Raw genomic sequence first — 19,783 nt, forward strand, 5'->3', positions numbered from 1 at the left:
ACTCCTGAGGCGGCCCGAATCCATCACTCGGCGGGTTGGCAGGATGGACCCATGAGTCAACTGCTGCTTGATCTGCGCGCGCCCCGTCGACCGGACGAGCCCGCCGCGGTGATCATCGACGACGTCGCCTGCACACGGGCGGAGCTTCGCGCGGCTGGGTTGTCCTTCGCCGCCACCATTGCGGGCGACGGACCCGTCGCCGTGTGCGCGACACCGACGATGTCGACCGTCGTGGCGGTGGTCGGTTGCATCCTGGCCGGGGTCCCGGTCGTGCCCGTGCCCCCCGACGCCGGCCACGCCGAGGTCGAACACATCCTGCGGGACTCCGCCTCGACCCACTGGGTCGGGGACGCGCGCGACGACGTGCCCCTGCCGGTGCTGCCGGTCCCGCCTGTCGGCGCGACCGCCAGGCCCGACGCGGTGCCCGCCGTCGAGTCGGATCCGGCCGCGGTCGCGATGATCCTCTACACCTCGGGCACGACGGGTGCGCCCAAGGGCGTGCTGCTCAGTCATGGCGCGATCGCGGCGGGCCTCGAGGCGCTCGCGGAGGCGTGGGACTGGACGGACGCCGACACGGTCGTCCACGGGCTGCCGCTCTTCCACGTGCATGGGCTGATCCTCGGCGTCCTCGGTGCGCTGCATCTGGGGTCGCGCGTGATCCACACCGGCAAGCCGAGGCCGGAGCGGTACGCGGCCGCCGGGGGCACGATGTACTTCGGTGTGCCCACCGTCTGGAGCCGCGTGGTGGCCGACGAGCCGTCGGCGCGGGCGTTGTCGTCGGCCCGGCTGCTCGTCTCCGGGAGCGCCGCGCTGCCGGTGCCCGTCTTCGACCGTCTGCGTGAACTCACCGGCCACGCGCCCATCGAGCGGTACGGCATGAGCGAGACCATGATCACCCTGAGCACGCGGGCCGGTGGGGAGCGTCGTCCGGGCTGGGTCGGTCTGCCCGTCGCGGGCGTCGAGACGCGGCTGCGCACGGAGGACGGCTCACCCGTCCTGCCCGACGGAGAAAGCATCGGTCGGCTCGAGGTGCGAGGCCCCATGCTGTTCTCCGGCTATCTCAACCGCCCCGAGGTGACGGCCGATTCGTGGACCGACGACGGATGGTTCATCACCGGGGACATCGCCGCGGTCGACGGCGGCGGCTTCCACCGGATCGTCGGGCGGGAGTCGGTCGACCTCATCAAGTCCGGTGGGTACCGGGTGGGTGCCGGCGAGATCGAGTCCTCGTTGTTGGCTCGTCCCGAGGTCGGCGAGGTGGCCGTGGTCGGGGTGCCCGATGACGATCTCGGGCAGCGCATCGTCGCGTTCGTCGTCACCGCGCCGGGCGTCGCGTCGCCGGAGTTGGCGGAGACGTTGATCGCGCATGTCGCCGAGGACCTCTCGTGGCACAAGCGACCGCGCGAGATCCGGTTCGTCGAGGCGCTGCCGCGCAACGCGATGAGCAAGGTGCAGAAGAAGCTGCTGATGAGTTGACCGCCCCTCCCGGTTCGAGGTATGACGCGGCGGGAATCCGCCGCGTCATACCTCGAACCGCGTGAGGAAGTGGCAGGGTCGCGCTCAGCTGCCGGGGGTCGTCAGGACGATCTTGCCGAACGCGGATCCGTCGGCGATCTTGGCGAACCCCTCGGCGGCGCGTTCCATCGGGAGCACCGAGTCGATCGCCGGCGTGATCCCCAGCGAGTGCACGAGGTTGACCAGGCGCTCCAACTCGTCGCGGTTGCCCATGGTCGAGCCCACAATGCGCAACTGCTTGAAGAACACGTGCGTGAGTTCGGTGCGGTCCGGGTTGTCGCCGGAGGTCGCGCCGGAGATGACGATGGTGCCGCCGGGCTTGAGCGACTTGACCGAGTGCGACCACGTGGCCGCGCCGACGGTCTCCATGACCGCGTCCATCTTCTCGGGCAACCGCGCTCCGCTCTCGAAGACCGCCTCGGCGCCGAGGGCGAGAGCCTTCTCACGCTTCTCCGCATCGCGCGAGGTGGCGAAGACGCGGAACCCGGCCGCGGCGCCCAACTGGATCAACGCGGTCGCGACCCCGCCGCCGGCCCCCTGGACGAGGATTGTGCCGCCGGGCTGCACACCCGAGTTGGTGAAGAGCATGCGGTAGGCGGTCAGCCAGGCGGTGCTCAGGCAGGCCGCGGTCTCCCACGGCATGTCGGCCGGCTTGCGCACCCAGTTGCGCGCTGGCACGAGCACCTGCTCGGCGAGCGTGCCGGGGTGGTGTTCGGAGAAGAGTGACCGCTTCGGGTCGAGCGTCTCGTCGCCCTGCCACCCCTCGCTGGCCACGACCGCGTGGACGATGACCTCGGTACCGTCGTCGAGCACGCCCGCGGCGTCGCAGCCAAGGATCATCGGGAGTTGGTCCTCGCGCAGACCCACGCCCTTGAGTGACCAGAGGTCGTGGTGGTTGAGGGCGGCGGCCTTGACGTGCACGCGCACCCAGCCCGGCTGGTCCTCCGGGGCGGGCACATCGCCGACGACAAGGCCGGAGAGCGGATCGGTCGTGGACTGGGATGAGGCGTAGACGGCGAGCATGGAGACACCTTATGGGCACTCGTCCACATGGGTAATGCTCCCCAGTGCGGGAATCGCGCCGGACCACTAGCGTCCTGTGCAGACATGGCGTCGGGAATGCGGCGCTGGGTGGGCCTTAGGCCTGCCACCACGACACGGGGGAGATGTGACATGACATCCGACGACTACTGGGGCACCGGCGGCGGCCAGCCGCAGCAACCGGCCCAGAGCCAGCCGCAGCAGCCCGCTTACGGCCAGCCGCAGCAGCCTGCCTACGGCCAGCCGCAGCAGCCCGCGTACGGCCAGCAGCAGCAGCCGGTTCACGGTCAGTCGGCGTTCGGCCAACCGGCCCACCAGGGCTGGGGCGAAACGCCGGCGTACGCGGTCGAGGCTCCGGGCGCGTACGGCGGAGCGCCGCAACGCAATCGCGGCAAGATCGTGACCGCGGGTGTGGCCGGCGCCGCCGCCCTGGCCCTTGTCGGTGGCGCGACGGTGTTCGCCTTCGACCGCCTCGGCGGTGGCGGAGCGCAGCCCGAGGCCGCGATGCCGGCGACGACCATCGCGTTCGCCAAGGTGGACCTCGATCCGTCGAGCAGCCAGAAGGTCGACGCGATCCGGTTCCTGAAGAAGTTCCCGAACACGGACAGCCTTCGTGAGGACATGGACCTGCGCAAATGGTTCTTCGAGGAGGCGTCGAAGAACTCCGACCACAAGAACGACTGGAGCGAGGTCGAGCAGTGGCTCGGCGACCGGGCCGGCGCCGGTTTGGTGCCGGGCACGGAGGGGGCGTCGCCGCGCTACGCCGTCGTGCTCGCTGTCACGGACAAGGAGAAGGCGCAGGCCTACCTCCCGAAGATGACCGACTCCAACGGCCAGAGCTGTGAGGTCGGAGACGAGTGGATGACCTGCTCGGACTCCAGTGAGAACCTGCGCGCGGTCGTCGACGCCACCGCCGCCGGCACGCTCGCCGACTCCGAGACCTACCAGGCCGACCTCGACGAGCTCGGCGAAGCCGGCATCGCGTCGGCGTGGATGGACCTGACCCAGGTCGCCGAGGTCGCGAAGTCCATGCCCGGGTCGGCCGGCCTCGTCAACCCCGGCCTGACAAAGCCCGGTACGACCCTGCCGGGGGGCACGACGGGTGGGCTGCCGGGAGCCGCCTCGAACGTCGCGCTCGCCACGACTGCAGGTGTGTCCGCGGCGCCGGCCAGCACCGAGCAGGAGCTCTGGAACCAGATGCAGGGGCGCCTGGCGACGACGCTCCGCTTCGACGGCCCGAACCTCGAGCTCGTGGGCAAGGTCAAGGACCTCTCCGAGACGTACTCGCGCAACGCCGACGCCGGCACCGACATCGGCCGTCTGCCGGCCGACACCATCGGAGCGGTGAGCGCCAACGGTCTGGGATCCCAGCTGACGAAGTCCTGGCCCGAGATCGAGAAGCAGATCACCAGCACGACGGACGCGCTCGGGTCCTCCGGGAGCGCCTCGACCGACCCGCTGGCGGCGTTCGAGAAGCAGACCGGTCTGAAACTGCCGGAGGACCTGGCCAAGGCGCTCGGTGAGCGCACTACGCTCGCGGTCGCCAGCGACGGCAAGCAGCCCAAGGTGGCCCTGATGACCGATGGGGATCGCGGTGTGCTGCAGAAGGTCGTCGACCTCACCCAGAAGTCGCAGACGCCGCCGAAGCGCACGCCGTCCGGCCCGGGGATCACGCTCCAGCCGCGGGTCGCGCAGCCGCAGATCAAGCTGGAGCTCACGGAGGGCAACGACCGCGCCGTGGTCGGGTACGGCAAGGGGTACGCGCAGGCCGTCGCCGACGGCAGCGGGCTGGCTGACCAGGAGGCGTTCAAGGCCGCGGTGCCGAATGCCGGTGACGCCGACGCCGTCGTGTACGTCGACATCGAGAAGGCGATGGAGCTGGCGGGGACCACTGCTGGGACCGCCCCGGTGGAGGGGGCCGTAAAGTACTTCGACCAGCTCCGCGCGCTGGGGGTGTCGAGCCACCAGAACGGCACCGAGGGTGACTTCACGCTGCGCTTGACGACGAAGTAGGGGTCCACTCCGCCGAGGGAACAATTGTGGCGACCTATCCACGGGTTAGGTCGCCACAATTGTTCCCTCGTCGCGTCGTTGGTCAGCGGGTGGCGCCGGTGACCATCCACGCGTTGCCGCGGATCCGCTGGCGGAAGAACCCGCCGCGGATGAGCATGAAGACCCCGAACGCGGCCCACAGCGCCGCCGCCCCGACTGCGGCGGCGCTGACCGGGTCGCGTCCGGCCAGCAGCCGCGGCGCCGCGTGGTACAGCCCGAGGATCACCGGCAGGTAGCACACGAGGATCGCGACCATCGAGCGCGCCAACCAGCGCCCGTCACCGGCTCCCATCAGCACCCCGTCGACGACGAACACGTACCCCGACAGGGGCTGGATCAACGCGACGACGACGAGCGCGGCGGCGATCCCGGCACGCACGGCGGGGTCGGTGGTGAAGAGCATCGGCAGCACGCGATGGAGCGCGAGCACGCCCAGCCCGAGCGTGACTCCGCCCCAGACACCCCAGCGCAGCATGAGATCGGTCGCGCTGCGGGCCGCGGCCGCGTCGCCGGCGCCGAGCGCCTTGCCGGTCAGCGCCTGCGCGGCGATGGCCAGGGCGTCGAGCGCGAACGTCAGGAACGTCCAGATCGTCGCGGTGACCTGGTACGCCGCGAGCGGAGCGTCACCCATCGACGCGGCGGCCCAGACCGTCACGAGGAGGATCGCGCGCAGAGCGAGCGTGCGCACGAGCAGGGGCACCCCGGTCACCGCCGCCGCGAGAACCCCACCCAGATGCACCCGCCACGACGCGGCCGCGCGTCGGGCATGGCGCAGCAGCACGCCGAGGAGACCGGCGGCCATGCCCCATTGCGCGAGGACCGTGCCCCACGCCGCTCCGGCAATGCCCATGTCGAGGCCGATGACGAACCAGAGGTTGAGGGCGATGTTGGCGCTGAAACCGGCAGTTGAGGCGATCAGTGGCGTGCGGGTGTCCTGCATGCCGCGTAGCGCGCCGGTCGCGGCGAGGGCGATGAGCATGGCCGGCAGGCCGATCGCGGAGATCCGCAGATAGATGACGGCCTGGTCGAGGGCGGCGGGGGAGGCACCGAAGACTCGGCTCAGTGGTTCGGCGCCCAGGCCCACGAGGAGCGCGGTGGGCACGCCGATGAGGGTCGCGAGCCAGACTCCGTCCATGCCGCCCTCGGCCGCGGCCCGTTCGTCTCCGGCGCCGACGCGGCGGGCGACGATGGCGGTCGTGCCGTAGGCGAGGAAGATGAAGACGTTCGCCGCGGTGAGCAGCACGGCGCTCGCGACCCCGAGGCCGGCCAGGGGTGCGGTGCCGAGGTGGCCGATCACGGCCGAGTCGACGAGCAGGAACAGCGGTTCGGCGATGAGGGCGACGAAGGCCGGGACCGCCAGGGCGAGGATTTCGCGGGACTGGCTGGGCGGCTGGCTCACGCGGGCAGGGTAGTACGGCAAGATCTGCGGCATGTTGCGCCCCGTGTTGCCCGTCGGAGTCCTGGCCGCCTGCGTGCTCGTGTTGGCCGGCTGCGGTGGTGGGGATGGGTCGTCGGCGTCGAGTGCCACGTCGTCCACCTCGACCTCCGCCACCTCGTCCTCCACCGCGTCCTCCACCTCGACCTCCGCCACCTCGAGTCCGGTCGATGACCACGCCCATGGCGAGTTTCCCGAGCCGGGGTCGACCGTCGGTCCGGGCACGTTCAAGGACGCCATCACCGCCGGAGCGGTGATCATCGACGTGCGCACGCCGCAGGAGTTCGCTCAGGGCCACATCGCGGGCGCGGTGAACCATGACATCGAGTCGGCGCGGGGTCGCGCTGCCCTGGCGGCCCTCGATCCGTCGAAGCACTACGCGGTGTACTGCCGCTCGGGCAACCGTTCCCGGACGGCGCTGGAGATCATGAACGACGCTGGGGTGGAGCAGGCGTTCGACCTCGACGGCGGAGTCGAGCTCTGGCAGCAGGTGGGCAACGAACTGGTGACCGGCGACTGAGCTGTTGGGCGGTGCGCGGCTCCTACGCTGGAGGCATGTGCCGCAACATCCGTCCCCTGAACAACTTCGAACCCCCGGCCACGCCCGATGAGGTGCACGCCGCCGCGCTGCAGTTCGTGCGCAAGGTCAGCGGGTCGACGAAGCCGTCACAGGCGAACCAGGCCGCCTTCGACGAGGCCGTTGACGAGATCGCCGCGGTCACGGCGCGGCTGTTGGAGCGGCTGGTGACGACGGCCCCGCCGAAGGACCGCGAGGCCGAGGCGGCCAAGGCGAGGGAGCGCTCTCGCGCGCGCTTCGGCGCTCCGGCGTCGGCGTGACGTGCGCGCCCCGGCGCGGCGAAGTGAGTACCCGTACTCAGGACTTCTACCCGGGGGTATCCACGGTCGTTACGGTTGTGAGATGTGGATGACGGGGTGCAAAAGTTTCTTTCGTCCACACCACGTGGATCATGAAACTGCAGGTCAGCGGGGCGGGTGCGTGCACATGTCGTGAACTCCCACAAGGTTGTCCACCGATTGTGCACAGTCCGGCGCGGCGCGCTCCACCGATGGTCCACAAGTTATCCACAGGGGTCGTTTGGGGTTGTCGGTGGCCGGTGACACCATCGGTGAAGGTCGGGCTGAGTTGCCGATCGTGGGCGGGTCAAACCGCCGCCGAAACGACGTGATGAGGGGTGGCGGGTTGTCCATCGAGGAGTTGGATACCGCGTGGCAGGCCAGTGCCCCGGAGCCGTCGGGGCCCGATCGGTTGCCCCCGCAGGATCTGATCGCCGAGCAGTCCGTGCTCGGCGGCATGCTCCTGAGCAAGGATGCAATCGCCGACGTCGTCGAGGAGCTTCGTGGCCCGGACTTCTACCGGCCCAACCACGAGCTGATCTACGACGCGATCCTCGATCTGTACTCCCGTGGTGAACCGGCCGACGCGATCACGGTGGCCGACGAACTCACCAAGCGCGGCGACCTGCAGCGCGTCGGTGGGCAGGCGTACCTGCACCAACTCATCCAGTCGGTGCCGACCGCGGCCAATGCGGGCTACTACGCCCAGATCGTCGCCGAGCGTGCCGTGCTCCGCCGGCTCGTCGAGGCCGGGACGAAGATCGTCCAACTCGGGTACCAGCAGGGTGGCGGCGACGTCGAGGAACTGGTCAACGCCGCCCAGGCCGAGGTCTACGCCGTCAGCGAGAAGCGCGGTGGCGAGGACTACGTGCCGATCATGGAGACCCTCCAGGAGACGCTGACGGAGATCGAGGTCGCCGCCGGGCGCACCGACGAGATGACCGGCGTGCCGACCGGGTTCATCGAACTCGACAAGCTCACCAACGGGTTGCACCCGGGGCAGATGATCGTCGTGGCGGCGCGACCGGCCGTCGGCAAGTCGACGCTCGGGGTCGACATCGCCCGGGCCGCGGCGATCAAGCACAAGATGGCCACGGCGATCTTCAGCCTCGAGATGAGCCGCACCGAGATCACCATGCGTGTGCTCGCGGCCGAGGCGACGATCCAGTTGCAGGATCTGCGCAAGGGGTCGCTCGGCGATCCGGGGTGGCAGAAGCTCGCCCGCGTCATGGGTGGAATCTCGGAGAGCCCGCTGTTCATCGACGACTCGCCGAACATGTCGCTGATGGAGATCCGGGCCAAGGCGCGCCGGCTCAAGCAGCAGCACAACCTCAAGCTCATCGTCATCGACTATCTGCAGCTGATGAGCTCGGGCAAAAAGGTCGAGAGCCGTCAGCAGGAGGTCGCCGAGTTCTCGCGTGCCCTCAAGCTCTTGGCCAAGGAGCTCGAGGTGCCGGTCATCGCGATCTCGCAGTTGAACCGTGGGCCGGAGCAGCGCACGGACAAGCGGCCGCAGATGTCGGATCTTCGTGAGTCGGGCTCGATCGAACAAGATGCGGACGTCGTGATCCTGCTGCACCGCGACCGCTCCGACCCCGAGCGGGAGGGCGAGGCCGACATCATCGTGGCCAAGCACCGTAACGGCCCGACCGCGGACATCGTGCTGGCCTGGCAGGGTCACTACGCCCGGTTCGCGAACATGGACAACTCCGGCGGCGCCGGCGGGTTCTAGGCGTTGCCCACCGTCCTGTGGTGTGTGAGCGTTGGTATGTGAAGAGTCGTCACATCAGCCGCGTCATCGCCACCTCGCCCCAGGCCGTCTACGACTTTGCGTCTGAGCCCGGCAACCTGTCGAAGTGGGCTGAGGGCTTGGCGAAGGCCGAGGTCACCCGAGATGGAGATGACCTGTTGGTCGACTCCCCAATGGGGCAGATCAGGGTGCGCTTTGTTGCGCGTAACGCCCACGGGGTGATGGATCACGATGTGACTCTGCCGTCGGGGACAACGGTCAACAACCCGCTGCGCGTGATCGCGCATCCGGAGGGTGCCGAGGTGATCTTCACCGTGCGACAGATCGAGCTGACGGACGACGAGTTCGACCGCGACTGCCGGATGGTGGCGGACGATCTAACGCAGCTCAAGCGCATCATGGAGGGCTGACCCCAGGAACGTCGCATTTGCACAGGCGCTCCCGCAGGCCCTGATCGTGGAAGATTGGCGACCGAGAGGTTCGCCTCGTCCCAGACCCAGCTGGAGCTGGGGCAGACCGCGAGGACGTTGGTAGGCAGCGTTCGACGCTGTGGCGCCTCGTTATTCACGGCTTCTGCTGTTTCTGCTCCCGCACCTCGGCGGGACGACCCGTGAAGTCGTCCATCGTGTGGTAGATCCCGAGCACCCGCCCGCCGATGAAATCCCGAATGCTCGTCGGCACGAAGCCCTTCATCATCTCGCTCAACTTGACGGTGATCGGCAACACCACCATCGGATCTCCGTACAGCATCGCCTTCCACGTGTCCCGCACTACGTCCTTCGGGTCCAACAACGGCAGGAGCGGCGCGGCCTTGGCCCCGTCGAACATGCCCGTCTTGATGTAGTACGGGCAGACCGTTGTCACTTTCACGGTCTTGTGGCCGGCCTGCTCCAGTTCGAGTCGCACCGAGTCCGACCAGCCGATCACGGCCCATTTCGAGGCCGCATACGCTGCCATTCGGGGATTCGACGTCAAGCCCGCCGCCGACGCCATGTTGACCACACGACACTCCTCGTTCGTGGCGATCATGTCGGGCAGGAATTCATGCGCGACATACATCGGGGCGAGGGTGTTCACCTCGAGGGTGAATCTCGCGTCGCGCTCGACGTCGCTCTCCCAGAAATAGCTGTTGCCCCGCACGACGCCGGCGTTGTTGATCAGCACGTGTACCGGGCCGACCTCGTCGCGCACCCGCGCCGCCGCCTCGCGAATCCGCGCCAGGTCCCGCACGTCGACGACGTCGGAGATGATCGTCGTGTCGCCGCCGGAGAGTTCGTTCACGGTCTCGCCCAACGCCGCTTCGTTGACGTCCCACAACACCACCGCGGCGGCCTGCTCTGCGATGGCGCGCTCGACGAACAGGCGGCCCATCCCCATGGCCGCGCCCGTCACGAGAACGTTCTTGCCCTTGACCGACCTCATCATGCTGCGCTCCTCTACCCGTCGGTCTTTGTCACCCGTCGGCCTGTGTCGTGGCGGCCCGGCTCGCCAATGCGGCCTCACGCACCCGCGCGAAGTCGTCTTCGGTGAACACTCCGTTGACCCCGGAGATCGTTGCCAACTTCATCCCGTGTTTGAGCCCGAGCTGGTAGATCTCCTTGACCTTCTCCCATTCGATGTTTCGCCCCACGGTGAATGTCTCGTACCGCCCCTCCAACGCCAGGACCACCGTCTCGGCCAGGCAGGCGTAGGCCACCTTCGGGGGCAATCCGATGTTCCCCATCCGCACCAGGCCGGGCAATTCGATCTCCCCGGATTCGATGACCAGCACGTCGGGGCGCTTGGCGACGTCCTCGGCCGACAGGTCGAGCGGGCGCGCGACGTCGGTGATGACACAGCCGGGCTTGACGTTCATGATGTCGAGCACCTTCTGCCCGGCGGCCGAGGTCGCGGTGACGATGAGGTCCATGTCCGCCAGATGTTCACCGGGCGTTTCGGCGAGATGAATCTCGGCCCGGGGATTCTCGGCGAGGATCGACGTCTTCAGCGCCAGCAGTTTTGCCGTTTCCGGTGAGACCATCCACAGTTCATCCGTCGCCAGCGCCAACAGCCGCGCGCAGACCGAGCCGATCGCCCCGGTCGCGCCGACGACCATCGCCTTCCCCCGGAGCCGCCCGTGCTCGTCGGCCTCCGCGAGCCCGAGCTTGCGCACGGCATCGTGCGCGGCCCACAGGGCGCCGGACGCGCTGTAGCTGTTGCCCGTGGTCACCGGCAGCGGCGCCTTGCGGGCGACGGTCACGCCGGCATCTCCGACGACCTTGGTGAACGCGCCCAGACCCATGATCTGCGCTCCGAGCTTGGTGGCCATGTCGGCCGCGCGCAGGAGCTTGTCGTACGTGAACTCCGGGGAGTGCGAGAGCAACTGCTTGGGCGTGCCGCCGACCGTGATCAGCCACCCCTCGGCCTCGGCGCCCGTCGGTGAGGTGATCCCGGTGACATGGCTGTAGACGAACGGAGGAACGTACGCGACGGCCTTCTCGACGACGCTCCCCATGCCCGGGGGTTTGGTCAGCAGACCGAGCGGTTCCTGCATGGCGATGAACTCGCGCGACAGTGGATGGATGACGAACACGAAACGCGACTTGCGCTTCGGCCCGTTTGGGTGAAGCACACGCGGTTCCAGACCGGAGGCCTCGAACATGGCCAGCCGTTCATCGTTCGACGGCTCGTGTCCGTCGTCGCTCGTGGCCAGCATCATCGCCTCGAGCGTGGCCGCCACGATCGTGACGGAGAACGGTTGGGGCGTGGCGTCGATGACCATGTCGACACCGCGACTGGCCAACTCCTCGAGCCGTTCGTCCGAGATCGCGTTGGACACCAGGGTCTTCCCGGCCAGGTCCTCCACACCGAACTCCGCCACCTCGGTGTAGCTGCCCACGAGGACGTCGCAATCGCGCGCGGCCCGGCGGGCCAGGGCGCGGCTGGCCCAGTGGGTCGGTGCCTCCACCTGTTGTTTGATCAGGCCGGGGACGAACCTGTAGGGCAGCAGGCTCAGCTTCACCGCGGTGCTCACCGCCGGGTTCGACGTGAGCACGGTGGGCACCTCGAAGCGCTGGTGCGGATCGGCGAACTCGATGTTCTGGGTGTGCTCGCGCAGCACCTGCACGGTGCGGGCGTGATCGTCGTGGTCGCCGAGCACGACCGTGCGCGCGTTGCTGAAGTAGCCCGGCATGTCGGTGTGCACGTGCCGGATTGCCCACTCCTGCAACACGTCGTCCATGCGTGTCCCGTCGGTCACAGGAGTGGCGCCCGCAGCGCGGCGGACGCGATCGATGGCGCCGTCATCGCGGTCGCCGAGCAGACCCGCGGCCTGGGCCTCGCGCAGACCCGTGATGGCGAAGGCCTGCACTTCGGGCAGCCACTCCCGGACGGTCTCGACGGCGTGCTCGACGTCCCCGCTCGTGCCGATCCGGACGATCCGGAACGACTGCCCCACGAACGTCACTTGCTCGTCGTAGTCCAGCTCCGGGCCGGCGAGGCTGACATTGACCACGGTGTGAAGGGTGTTTCGCGGCATCCGTCTTCTCGACTCCGTTCTGGCCGTGCGCTCGACGCGCCTTCACCTCATTCTCCCGCGGTCGTGGCGCGTTCACCTTCGTCTTTGCCGAATTGGCGGAGGATCGAATGGTCCCGGGGCGTCGTTCGCGCGGGTGGGCGCGTGGCGGCGACGCCCGCCGCTGTAGCGCGCGTCGAGGCCGCCTGAGAGAGCGCCGGCCCGTAGACGATCCCGTCTACACGCCGGTACTCTGGAGATATGGCCGAGACCACGACGATCCGGATCAGCCGGGCCACCCACGCGCAGGTGACGCGGCTGGCGGCCGAGCGTCACGAGACGATCGATGAAACGGTGCGCCGGGCGATTCGTGCGCTCCGGCAGGACGGCATCGGGCACGACCTCGCGGCGGACCTCACCGATGATGAGAAGGCGTGGCTGGATGCTGATGCCGGGTGACGTCGTCGAGGTGGACCTGGGGATGCCGGCCGGGAGCGAGGCCGGATTGCGGCGCCCCGCCGTGGTCGTGACCGCCGGACGGGTGCTTCGAGGTGGGCCGAGCGTCGTTCAGGTGGTGCCCTTGACCCGAACACTTCGCCCCAGCGGCGCCGAGGTCATCATCGAGGCCGACGGGGACAACGGTCTGAAGGTTCGCTCCTCCGCGCAGTGTCAGCATGTGCGCTCCGTGGCGACGTCGCGGATCCGCGCCCGGACCGGCAACGTCGGCCCGGCCGTCCTGAGCGAGGTGTGCGAGGTACTGGCCCTTCTGCTTGACGTGTAGTACAGCGCAGATGTCAGCCCAATCATCGGCGGGTGTGTGTAAGTCTCCGGGTGCGTTGTCGGATCTGGTGGGATGGGTCCATGGCCAAGAAGAAGGATCGCCGTCCGGGCAAGTCCGCTGCACGTCGTTCGGCGACGCGAAAGGCGCCGGAATCGCGCCCCGAAAGCCAGGACCCCGCGGGTCAGGACCCGGCGACGCAAGACCTCATCGTCGGCCTGCGTGCCGCGCTCCGTTCTGACGACTTCACCGAGTTCCCCGTCGTGGGAACGATGTTGGCGCAGCAGGCGCGAGACCTCGATGCTCGCTCACGGCCACCCGGGTGGGTGTCGTTCACCGAGTCGATGATCGAGGTCGATCTCGCCGAGACCACGGCGCTGCTTCATGTCATGGGTGCCACGACCTCCGACGACATCGAGCGACGACGCATTCAGCGAGAGCTGGCGACGCGCCGGCAGCCCATGCCCACGTCGGTGACCGGCCTGGCCGAGGCCGTCATCGACGAGGCCTGGTTCATGGGCGACGAGCTCGGCGACGGTGACAACGTCATCCTGGGTGTGACTTGGCCCTCGGGGGAGCGTGCCACGGTGGTGGCGTACATCGACCACAACATGGGCACGATCGTCAAGGATGGCTTCTTCATCGGGCAGCCGGTCGGGTCGGTCGTCGACCGATACATCGAGATGATCGAGGATTCGGGGGAGCGCTCCACTCACCCCGTGCCGACCGATCTGGCCGACGCTCGGGCCCGAGTCGAGCAGGGTTTGGTCAATCTCGATGTCCTGCACCCCGATTGGGAGCAGGAGTTGTGGCCGATGTCGCGTCCCCTGTTGGAGTTCCTGCTTCGTACCCTCCCGACCGGCGGGGTTGGCTATCGCGGCCTCGGAGCGCCGGAGGTCGATGTGTCGCCCGTGATCGACGCCTTTCTTGGCTCGACGGAGGCCCGTGCGCTCGCCGGGCGCGCGGGAGTGCGCGATGCGACCTCGGCCTTGCTGCAGTTCGCCGTGGACCACTCGGGCGACCCCCTGCGGTGGAGCCCGGTCACGGTCGAGGTGTGCCTTCGCAGTCTGCCGTTCGACCTCGAGGTCTCTGAGGAAGCACTCGACGCCGTCGAGGAGACACTCCCAGCGCTGATCCGCTTCGCCCATCGCGAACTGGCGATATCGCCCACCGCGACCACCGACACCCTTGACGCCGTGCCGCGGTGGCTGACCTTCTTCGATGACGTGCGTGGGCACGTGGTGACGCAGGTGGAGCGAGCGCATCACGCGCAGTTGGAGGCCGCCATGGCCGGGGACTTCCGTCCGCTGATGCAGGCGGCCCTGGTGAGTCGTGTCGGCTCGGCTGAAGCACTGGAAGCACTCACCGAAGACCCCCTGCCCGACGAGGCGTTGGGAATTCAGGGAATCGACGATCTGCCGACACACACCCGGGAGGCCATCGACTCCATTTCGATGAGCATCGACCGCGTCATCGGTCGGTTCCCGGGCTTGGACACCGAGTTCCGCACCGCGTGCCGTCGTTTTCTGCGAGGAGTTGCCCACCGAGAGCCGGAGGTGCTCACGCAGCGCCGTGCCAAGCCAGAGAACACGGCCGCGGCGATCATCGGGTTGATCGGGCGCGAGAACCAACTCGTGGGCCAGCAGGGCATCGTGCGGGGTCAAGATATCTGGGGGTTCCTGTCCGTCAACACTCCGAGCCCAACCAGAATGGAGAGTCTGGCCAAGGCCTACACCGATGGCGAGCGAGATGGGCGCGACCGGGGGCTCGCCGATCCGTCCGTGCTCGTCAGTCGATACCGGAGCTCACTGATGCGGCGACGAGAGGAGCTCAGGGAGGAGCCGCAGGCCTGAACCCAACGTCTACGACGTTCGGCCATGCCACCGAACGTCAGCGTCGTGCCCGTGGGTGAGGAGCTTCGCATCGCAGGTGTGCAGCGGAGCCCCGGTCGCCTCGCTCAGGGCCAGATACGTCGCGTCGTAGCTGGTGAATTGATGTCGCAGCGTCCAGATCCGCTCGGCCAGGGGAGCGGTGCTGAACCGCTGGATGGAAAGTTCGAAGTAGAGCGCCCGTGCGCTGTCGGCATGGTTCGGGTCCAGTTTCCGCGCCAGCGTCAGGCCGCGAAGTACGGAGAGGACCTCGACGTCGAGCAGGTGTGGGGCGGCGATCTCACCAGCCAGTGCAGCCAGAAGGGTGGCGTCGGCATCGCGTCCGACCAGCGCCTCGATCATCGCCGAGGCGTCGATGACGATCATGGGCGGGAGTCGCTCAGGGCAGCGAGAATCTCATCGGTGCTCGGCCCGTTCCGGCGGTCCAGGTCCTGCAGCCGGGCGACGATCTCCTCATTCGTCGGTCGCTCGGCGATCCTGCGCAGCTCCCCGACGACATAGGCCGACAGCGACATCCCCGTGGCGGAGGCGCGTTCCTTGAGCGTCTCCACCACGTCCGGGGGAACATCGCGAACGTAGAGTGTGGGCATCGCTCCATGCTAGCAGTGTGCAAGCGCTCCGGGTGGAGGATGGCGATGGCAAACCGCGGCCACCCCGACGAGTCGCGTATGGTGAATGGCATGCACCTCGGCATTGCCTCGATGAGGCTGCGTCCCGGCCACTGACGGCGGCGGGACAGCACTGATCTCTCGTTCGCCGTCCTGGCACCACGCCGGGCGGCCTGCTCACGTTGCCCGGCTCCACGACGAGCCGAGAGAACGACATGCCCACCTCACAACCTATTTCCTCACCCCTGCCCAGCACCCTCCCGGCGGGATCGACCGCTCACGTCCGCGCCGAGGGCATCCGCGTCACCTTGGGCGACCGGGTCGTCCTGCCCGGGGTTGACGTCACCGTCTCCGCCGGGTCGCGCTTGGCGATCGTCGGTGAGAACGGCCGCGGCAAGACCACGCTGCTGCACGTCCTGGCCGGCACGCTGAGACCCGAGGCCGGCACGGTGACCCGCGAGGGCACGATCGCCCTGGTCGAACAGGCCCTCGATGCCGACGACGACCGCACGGTTGGAGACCTCGTTGACCAGGCCACCGCCCCGGCGGTCGCGGCCTTGGCGGCGCTCGACTCGGCCGCCGAGGCGCTCGCAACCGGAGGCGAGCGAGCCGCCGAGGCCTACGACGTGGCGCTCGCCGCGGCCACCGCCCTGGACGCGTGGGATGCCGCTCGGCGTGTCGACATCGCCCTGGCCGGACTGGGTGCCTGTACCGACCGCGATCGCCCGCTTCAGAGCCTCTCGGTCGGGCAGCGGTATCGGGTCCGCCTCGCGGTCGTCCTCGGATCGGTGCCCGACCTGCTGCTGCTCGACGAGCCGACCAACCACCTCGACGCGCAGGCCCTCGACTTCCTCACAGCTCGACTGCGCGAACACCCGGGCGGGCTCGCCGTCGTCTCCCACGACCGCGCCCTCCTGCATGCCGTCGCCACGACCTTCCTCGACCTGGACCCGAGCCGTGACGGGTTGCCGCTCACCTTCGCCGGCGGGTATGACGGCTGGGTCGAGGGCCGGAGGCGCGAACGCGAGAGTTGGGAGCAGGACCACGCCACACAGGTCGCCGAGCACGCCGCGCTCGCGCGGGCCGCCACGGAGGCGCGCGATCGGCTGCAGACCGGGTGGCGACCCGACAAGGGCACCGGCAAGCACCAGCGTGCGACGCGGGCAGCCGGCATCGTGCAGACCTTCAACCGCCGCGTTGACGCCCTTGAACGACACCGGATCACGGTTCCCGAGCCCCCGATGCGACTTGCCTTTCCGGAGGGGCGTACGCGGCCTGGGCAGCACATCCTCACCACCCACGCGGTCACCGTCAGCGGTCGGCTCGAGACTCCGGTCAGTCTGAGCCTCAACGGTGGTGACCAGCTGGTCGTCATGGGCCCCAACGGCGCGGGGAAGTCGACCCTGTTGGCCGTGCTCGCCCGTCAACTCTCGCCCGCGGCTGGAAACGTCAGCGTGCATCCGCACGCGGGCGTGGTGCTGCTGTCGCAAGAGGTGCCGGCTTGGGACCCGGAACGCACGGCGCTCCGCATCTTCGATGAACACCTCGCGCGGGTGGGTCGCGGCGACGCACCCTCGCTGCGCTCGCTCGGCCTGCTCGACGCGGCGGCGGCCCACACGCGGGCCGGGCGCCTGTCGCAGGGCCAGCAGCGGCGGTTGCACCTGGCCATGTGCCTGGCCGACCGGCCCGATCTGCTTCTGCTCGACGAACCCACCAATCACCTCTCCGCGGCCCTCGTCGACGAGCTCACGGCTGCCCTGACCGACACGGCCTCGGCCGTCGTCGTGGCCACCCACGACCGGCAGATGCTCGCCGACCTCGCCGAGTGGCCTCGTCTTGACCTGACGCTCGCGCGAGACGCCCGGCAGGCCTGCGCCGAATGCCGGGTGCGTTAGACCTTGATGACGGTGAGGGTGCCGAGCTCCGCGAGGGGGTCGAAGTCGTCGTCCTGGGTGACGAGCGGCAGGTCGTTCGCCACCGCGATGGCGGCGATCCACAGGTCGTTGACGTTGAGGCGCCGCCCAGCCTCGTGCAGGAGCACCCGCATCTCGGCCCACACCTGTGCCGCCCGTACGTCGACGGGTAGCACCTCTGCGTCCATGGCCACCGCCAGCGTGTCCAGTCGGCGCGAACGAGACACACTGCTCGGCGCGGCCAGAACTCCGGCCTGAAGTTCGGCGATGGTGATCACGCAGACGAGCGATTCCTCCGGAAGCCGTGCGCGGTCGAGCGTGCGACCGAGTTCGCCGGAGATCCACACGCTGGTGTCGACGAGGGCTCGTCGCGCTGTTGGATCAATCGAGGGGATCGAGGTCATCCGTCGTGCCCTCGCTGATCCACGCCATGTCAGCCGCGAGGGTGGGGTCGGGGCGCTGCCGATCCAGCAGGGCCAGAAGGTCTGCCTTGGGGACCGCGGGTCGGCGCTGGCTCGCCACGCGGCGCAACTCAGCCACCGGGCGGCCGTGCACGGTCACGGTGTAGATCTCGCCGCGACTCACCCCTTCGAGAACCTTCGCGGTGTGGTTCCGCAGGTCTCGTGACGCAATCGTGGGCATGTGCACAACTGTAGCACCTTGCGCACATGTGAACACGGGCTGAGGGCCGGGAGGTCGGTTGAGTCCCGATGCCTATGGCGCGCGGGGCTGGTGTGGCGGATGATACGAAGGATCACCCCAATGTGCGGGTCGCAGCGAGGAGGTCACCGATGACTGATCGAGACGATCACCCGATCGAGGTCGCCCCGATGCAACGCGCCGGTGAACTGGCCGGCTTTGCGCTGCTGGGTCGCTGGCCCGGCGACACCTTGGAATGGGCGCAGGTGCTGCTGCTTGCCGTGCGCTTCGCCGCCGTGCCCGGCATGTTGCCCCGCGGGAGCACCGTGTTCCGCGTCAGCGACGACCTGCCCGACCGCCCGTTGCCCGGCACCGTGGGGCTGGTGCTGTCCATCGGACCGGTGCTCGGCGGCGAACCGCTCGAGCCGGGGCGCTTCGCCGAGCACACCCCACCCGGTCTGGCCGTGCTGCACCCGCCGCGCAGCACCGTGGCCTCGGTCCCGGAGTACGACAACGCCTCGGGCTGCCTGCTGCTGCCGGGCCTGCCCGATCTGGGCCTCGACCATCGCGCGGCATGGGTCGAGGCCGACGCGCATGGGCATGTGACCCGCCTGGCCAGCAAGGCGAGCGTCGATCCCGAGGCCGACGTCGACACCGCGACCTTGGCGCTGCTGCTCGCCGCCGCTTGAGGTGCAGTTCGGGGCCAGGACTAGCGCAACCGATCGATCGTTCGGTAACGTGTCCTCAGATCACCGCGGCCCACGCTCGAGCCGCCCGACCCGAAGGACGCCAACGATGGAGCCCGACGAGCTTGTCCGCACCGACCGCCTCGGCCCCGCACTGGCCGAGATCACCGGCGACGACGCCTGGCGCGACGTCCATGCTGAACTGATCAGCGGCGGCAAGTCCAACCTGACGTTCTTCCTGCGCTCCGACGCCGGCGAGCTCGTCCTGCGCCGCCCGCCCACCGGCGAACTCCTCCCCAGCGCACACGACATGATGCGCGAGGCCCGCGTGCAGCAGGCGCTCGCCGACACACCGGTGCCGACCGCCCCGATCATCCTGGCCGACTCCGGCGACCTGATCGGCGTGCAGGCCTACGTCATGGCCAAGGTCCCCGGGCACATCATCCGCGGCGAACTGCCCGCCGACTACGCCACCACCGACGCCGAACGCGTCGCGATGAGCGAGGTCTTCGTCGACACGATGGCCGCCATCCATGCCGTCGACACCGACGCCGTGGGGTTGAGCGACTACGGCCGCCCGGCCGGGTTCATGGAACGCCAGATCCGCCGCTGGGGCGGCCAGTGGGAGAAGTCGAAGTCCCACGACGTCGCCGAGATCGACGAGCTCGGCCGCCGGCTGGCCGCCGCGATCCCGCCGCAACGACGCTCCGGCATCGTGCACGGCGACTTCAAGATCGACAACGTCGTCTATGACGAGACCAACCCCGGCCGGATCGCCGCGGTGCTCGACTGGGAGCTGTCGACGCTCGGCGACCCGATGGTCGACGTCGGCATGCTGCAGCTGTACTGGCGCAACGCCGTCGACGGACCACTGCCGCTCGTGCCGGGGGTGACCCACCTGCCCGGTTTCCCCGACAGCGACACGCTCATCAAGCGTTATGCCGCTGCCTCGGGCGCGGACCTCTCCGACCTCGGCTTCTACCGCGCGTTCGCCCACTTCAAGTTCGCCATCATCGCCCAGGGTGTCTCGGCGCGCTTCAAGGCCGGCGTCATGGGCGACCAGCACCTCGACAACCTCGACGACGACATCAAGGCCCTCGCCGCCGACGGCCTGAACTACATCTGACCC

Annotated in this window: 20 protein-coding genes; 12 read left to right on the forward strand and 8 right to left on the reverse strand. The window is 68.9% G+C overall.

All coding sequences use genetic code 11. The features are described from left to right. The first annotated feature begins 51 nt into the window (after positions 1 to 51). Positions 52 to 1,476 carry an acyl-CoA synthetase gene (locus tag KD1_RS05845; protein WP_068398897.1) on the forward strand — a complete coding sequence of 475 codons (1,425 nt, stop codon included), beginning with the start codon at positions 52 to 54 and terminating at the stop codon, positions 1,474 to 1,476. A gap of 84 nt (positions 1,477 to 1,560) precedes the next feature. Here the strand turns inward: KD1_RS05845 and KD1_RS05850 are convergent, their stop codons facing one another. Next, entirely contained in the window at positions 1,561 to 2,538 is a 978-nt protein-coding gene (locus KD1_RS05850) for a zinc-binding dehydrogenase (RefSeq protein WP_068398899.1), read from the reverse strand. Between the two features lie 150 nt (positions 2,539 to 2,688). On the opposite strand from KD1_RS05850, the gene KD1_RS05855 reads away from it, so the two are divergent. Continuing rightward, positions 2,689 to 4,569, forward strand: a complete 1,881-nt coding sequence (locus KD1_RS05855) for a DUF3352 domain-containing protein (RefSeq protein WP_068398902.1) — start codon at positions 2,689 to 2,691, stop codon at positions 4,567 to 4,569. A gap of 82 nt (positions 4,570 to 4,651) precedes the next feature. Here KD1_RS05855 and KD1_RS05860 read toward each other — a convergent pair whose 3' ends face one another. After that, positions 4,652 to 6,007, reverse strand: a complete 1,356-nt coding sequence (locus KD1_RS05860; RefSeq protein WP_245627293.1) for an MATE family efflux transporter — start codon at positions 6,005 to 6,007, stop codon at positions 4,652 to 4,654. 31 nt (positions 6,008 to 6,038) lie between these two features. Between KD1_RS05860 and KD1_RS16525 the strand changes: the two genes are divergently transcribed. From KD1_RS16525 to KD1_RS05880, 4 genes are all read left to right on the forward strand, one after another. After that, positions 6,039 to 6,563, forward strand: a complete 525-nt coding sequence (locus tag KD1_RS16525; protein WP_157073198.1) for a rhodanese-like domain-containing protein — start codon at positions 6,039 to 6,041, stop codon at positions 6,561 to 6,563. A gap of 35 nt (positions 6,564 to 6,598) precedes the next feature. Continuing rightward, the gene (locus tag KD1_RS05870; RefSeq protein ID WP_068398908.1) at positions 6,599 to 6,880 is read left to right on the forward strand and encodes a DUF2277 domain-containing protein; all 282 of its coding nucleotides are present in this window, start codon (positions 6,599 to 6,601) and stop codon (positions 6,878 to 6,880) included. A 364-nt stretch (positions 6,881 to 7,244) separates the two neighbouring features. Then, positions 7,245 to 8,630, forward strand: a complete 1,386-nt coding sequence (gene dnaB / locus KD1_RS05875) for a replicative DNA helicase (protein ID WP_068399004.1) — start codon at positions 7,245 to 7,247, stop codon at positions 8,628 to 8,630. A 38-nt stretch (positions 8,631 to 8,668) separates the two neighbouring features. After that, on the forward strand, positions 8,669 to 9,058 hold the full coding sequence (locus KD1_RS05880) for an SRPBCC family protein (protein WP_174521098.1): 390 nt from the start codon (positions 8,669 to 8,671) through the stop codon (positions 9,056 to 9,058). Positions 9,059 to 9,212: 154 nt separating this feature from the next. Here KD1_RS05880 and KD1_RS05885 read toward each other — a convergent pair whose 3' ends face one another. Continuing rightward, the gene (locus KD1_RS05885) at positions 9,213 to 10,073 is read right to left on the reverse strand and encodes an SDR family oxidoreductase (RefSeq protein ID WP_068398911.1); all 861 of its coding nucleotides are present in this window, start codon (positions 10,071 to 10,073) and stop codon (positions 9,213 to 9,215) included. A 28-nt stretch (positions 10,074 to 10,101) separates the two neighbouring features. Beyond that, a complete protein-coding gene (locus KD1_RS05890) occupies positions 10,102 to 12,141 on the reverse strand; it encodes a DUF8754 domain-containing protein (RefSeq protein WP_245627294.1) in 2,040 nt (679 codons plus the stop codon). Positions 12,142 to 12,402: 261 nt separating this feature from the next. Between KD1_RS05890 and KD1_RS05895 the strand changes: the two genes are divergently transcribed. The 3 genes from KD1_RS05895 to KD1_RS05905 all read left to right on the forward strand — a co-directional run bounded on the left by KD1_RS05895 (position 12,403) and on the right by KD1_RS05905 (position 14,772). Then, entirely contained in the window at positions 12,403 to 12,600 is a 198-nt protein-coding gene (locus tag KD1_RS05895; protein WP_068398917.1) for a hypothetical protein, read from the forward strand. Beyond that, positions 12,584 to 12,922: a type II toxin-antitoxin system PemK/MazF family toxin gene (locus KD1_RS05900; RefSeq protein ID WP_068398919.1), complete on the forward strand. Its 339-nt coding sequence runs from the start codon at positions 12,584 to 12,586 to the stop codon at positions 12,920 to 12,922. Before KD1_RS05895 ends, KD1_RS05900 begins: the two co-directional genes overlap by 17 nt. A gap of 80 nt (positions 12,923 to 13,002) precedes the next feature. Next, positions 13,003 to 14,772: a hypothetical protein gene (locus tag KD1_RS05905; RefSeq protein WP_068398923.1), complete on the forward strand. Its 1,770-nt coding sequence runs from the start codon at positions 13,003 to 13,005 to the stop codon at positions 14,770 to 14,772. A 9-nt stretch (positions 14,773 to 14,781) separates the two neighbouring features. Here the strand turns inward: KD1_RS05905 and KD1_RS05910 are convergent, their stop codons facing one another. Beyond that, the gene (locus tag KD1_RS05910) at positions 14,782 to 15,174 is read right to left on the reverse strand and encodes a type II toxin-antitoxin system VapC family toxin (RefSeq protein ID WP_068398930.1); all 393 of its coding nucleotides are present in this window, start codon (positions 15,172 to 15,174) and stop codon (positions 14,782 to 14,784) included. Then, entirely contained in the window at positions 15,171 to 15,398 is a 228-nt protein-coding gene (locus KD1_RS05915; RefSeq protein ID WP_068398933.1) for a FitA-like ribbon-helix-helix domain-containing protein, read from the reverse strand. The genes KD1_RS05910 and KD1_RS05915 overlap by 4 nt, the downstream gene beginning before the upstream one ends. 233 nt (positions 15,399 to 15,631) lie before the next feature. Between KD1_RS05915 and KD1_RS05920 the strand changes: the two genes are divergently transcribed. Further along, complete coding sequence (locus KD1_RS05920) at positions 15,632 to 17,311, forward strand: ABC-F family ATP-binding cassette domain-containing protein (RefSeq protein ID WP_068398942.1); 1,680 nt, start codon at positions 15,632 to 15,634, stop codon at positions 17,309 to 17,311. Here the strand turns inward: KD1_RS05920 and KD1_RS05925 are convergent. Both KD1_RS05925 and KD1_RS05930 read right to left on the reverse strand, forming a co-directional pair. After that, positions 17,308 to 17,733, reverse strand: coding sequence for a PIN domain-containing protein (locus KD1_RS05925; RefSeq protein ID WP_068398944.1), 426 nt, complete (start codon positions 17,731 to 17,733; stop codon positions 17,308 to 17,310). The genes KD1_RS05920 and KD1_RS05925 overlap by 4 nt on opposite strands. After that, positions 17,711 to 17,971, reverse strand: a complete 261-nt coding sequence (locus KD1_RS05930) for a type II toxin-antitoxin system Phd/YefM family antitoxin (RefSeq protein ID WP_157073199.1) — start codon at positions 17,969 to 17,971, stop codon at positions 17,711 to 17,713. The genes KD1_RS05925 and KD1_RS05930 overlap by 23 nt, the downstream gene beginning before the upstream one ends. A 149-nt stretch (positions 17,972 to 18,120) precedes the next feature. Here KD1_RS05930 and KD1_RS05935 point away from each other — a divergent pair, with 149 nt between their 5' ends. Together KD1_RS05935 and KD1_RS05940 are read left to right on the forward strand one after the other, a co-directional pair. Beyond that, positions 18,121 to 18,657: a peptidase gene (locus KD1_RS05935; RefSeq protein WP_068398952.1), complete on the forward strand. Its 537-nt coding sequence runs from the start codon at positions 18,121 to 18,123 to the stop codon at positions 18,655 to 18,657. 106 nt (positions 18,658 to 18,763) lie between these two features. After that, positions 18,764 to 19,780, forward strand: a complete 1,017-nt coding sequence (locus KD1_RS05940) for a phosphotransferase family protein (RefSeq protein WP_068398954.1) — start codon at positions 18,764 to 18,766, stop codon at positions 19,778 to 19,780. Positions 19,781 to 19,783: the final 3 nt, after the last annotated feature.

Origin of the sequence: Kribbia dieselivorans NBRC 106261 (genome assembly GCF_001552435.1) — a bacterium.
GTDB lineage: Bacteria > Actinomycetota > Actinomycetes > Actinomycetales > Dermatophilaceae > Kribbia > Kribbia dieselivorans.

Excerpts from the sequence above, each read along its gene's own strand:
- KD1_RS05845 (WP_068398897.1), top strand. The coding sequence starts at position 52 with ATGAGTCAACTGCTGCTTGATCTGCGCGCGCCCCGTCGACCGGACGAG.
- KD1_RS05850 (WP_068398899.1), bottom strand. The coding sequence starts at position 2,538 with ATGCTCGCCGTCTACGCCTCATCCCAGTCCACGACCGATCCGCTCTCC.
- KD1_RS05855 (WP_068398902.1), top strand. The coding sequence starts at position 2,689 with ATGACATCCGACGACTACTGGGGCACCGGCGGCGGCCAGCCGCAGCAA.
- KD1_RS16525 (WP_157073198.1), top strand. The coding sequence starts at position 6,039 with ATGTTGCGCCCCGTGTTGCCCGTCGGAGTCCTGGCCGCCTGCGTGCTC.
- KD1_RS05870 (WP_068398908.1), top strand. The coding sequence starts at position 6,599 with ATGTGCCGCAACATCCGTCCCCTGAACAACTTCGAACCCCCGGCCACG.
- KD1_RS05885 (WP_068398911.1), bottom strand. The coding sequence starts at position 10,073 with ATGATGAGGTCGGTCAAGGGCAAGAACGTTCTCGTGACGGGCGCGGCC.
- KD1_RS05895 (WP_068398917.1), top strand. The coding sequence starts at position 12,403 with ATGGCCGAGACCACGACGATCCGGATCAGCCGGGCCACCCACGCGCAG.
- KD1_RS05900 (WP_068398919.1), top strand. The coding sequence starts at position 12,584 with ATGCTGATGCCGGGTGACGTCGTCGAGGTGGACCTGGGGATGCCGGCC.
- KD1_RS05905 (WP_068398923.1), top strand. The coding sequence starts at position 13,003 with ATGGCCAAGAAGAAGGATCGCCGTCCGGGCAAGTCCGCTGCACGTCGT.
- KD1_RS05910 (WP_068398930.1), bottom strand. The coding sequence starts at position 15,174 with ATGATCGTCATCGACGCCTCGGCGATGATCGAGGCGCTGGTCGGACGC.
- KD1_RS05915 (WP_068398933.1), bottom strand. The coding sequence starts at position 15,398 with ATGCCCACACTCTACGTTCGCGATGTTCCCCCGGACGTGGTGGAGACG.
- KD1_RS05920 (WP_068398942.1), top strand. The coding sequence starts at position 15,632 with ATGCCCACCTCACAACCTATTTCCTCACCCCTGCCCAGCACCCTCCCG.
- KD1_RS05925 (WP_068398944.1), bottom strand. The coding sequence starts at position 17,733 with ATGACCTCGATCCCCTCGATTGATCCAACAGCGCGACGAGCCCTCGTC.
- KD1_RS05930 (WP_157073199.1), bottom strand. The coding sequence starts at position 17,971 with ATGCCCACGATTGCGTCACGAGACCTGCGGAACCACACCGCGAAGGTT.
- KD1_RS05935 (WP_068398952.1), top strand. The coding sequence starts at position 18,121 with ATGACTGATCGAGACGATCACCCGATCGAGGTCGCCCCGATGCAACGC.
- KD1_RS05940 (WP_068398954.1), top strand. The coding sequence starts at position 18,764 with ATGGAGCCCGACGAGCTTGTCCGCACCGACCGCCTCGGCCCCGCACTG.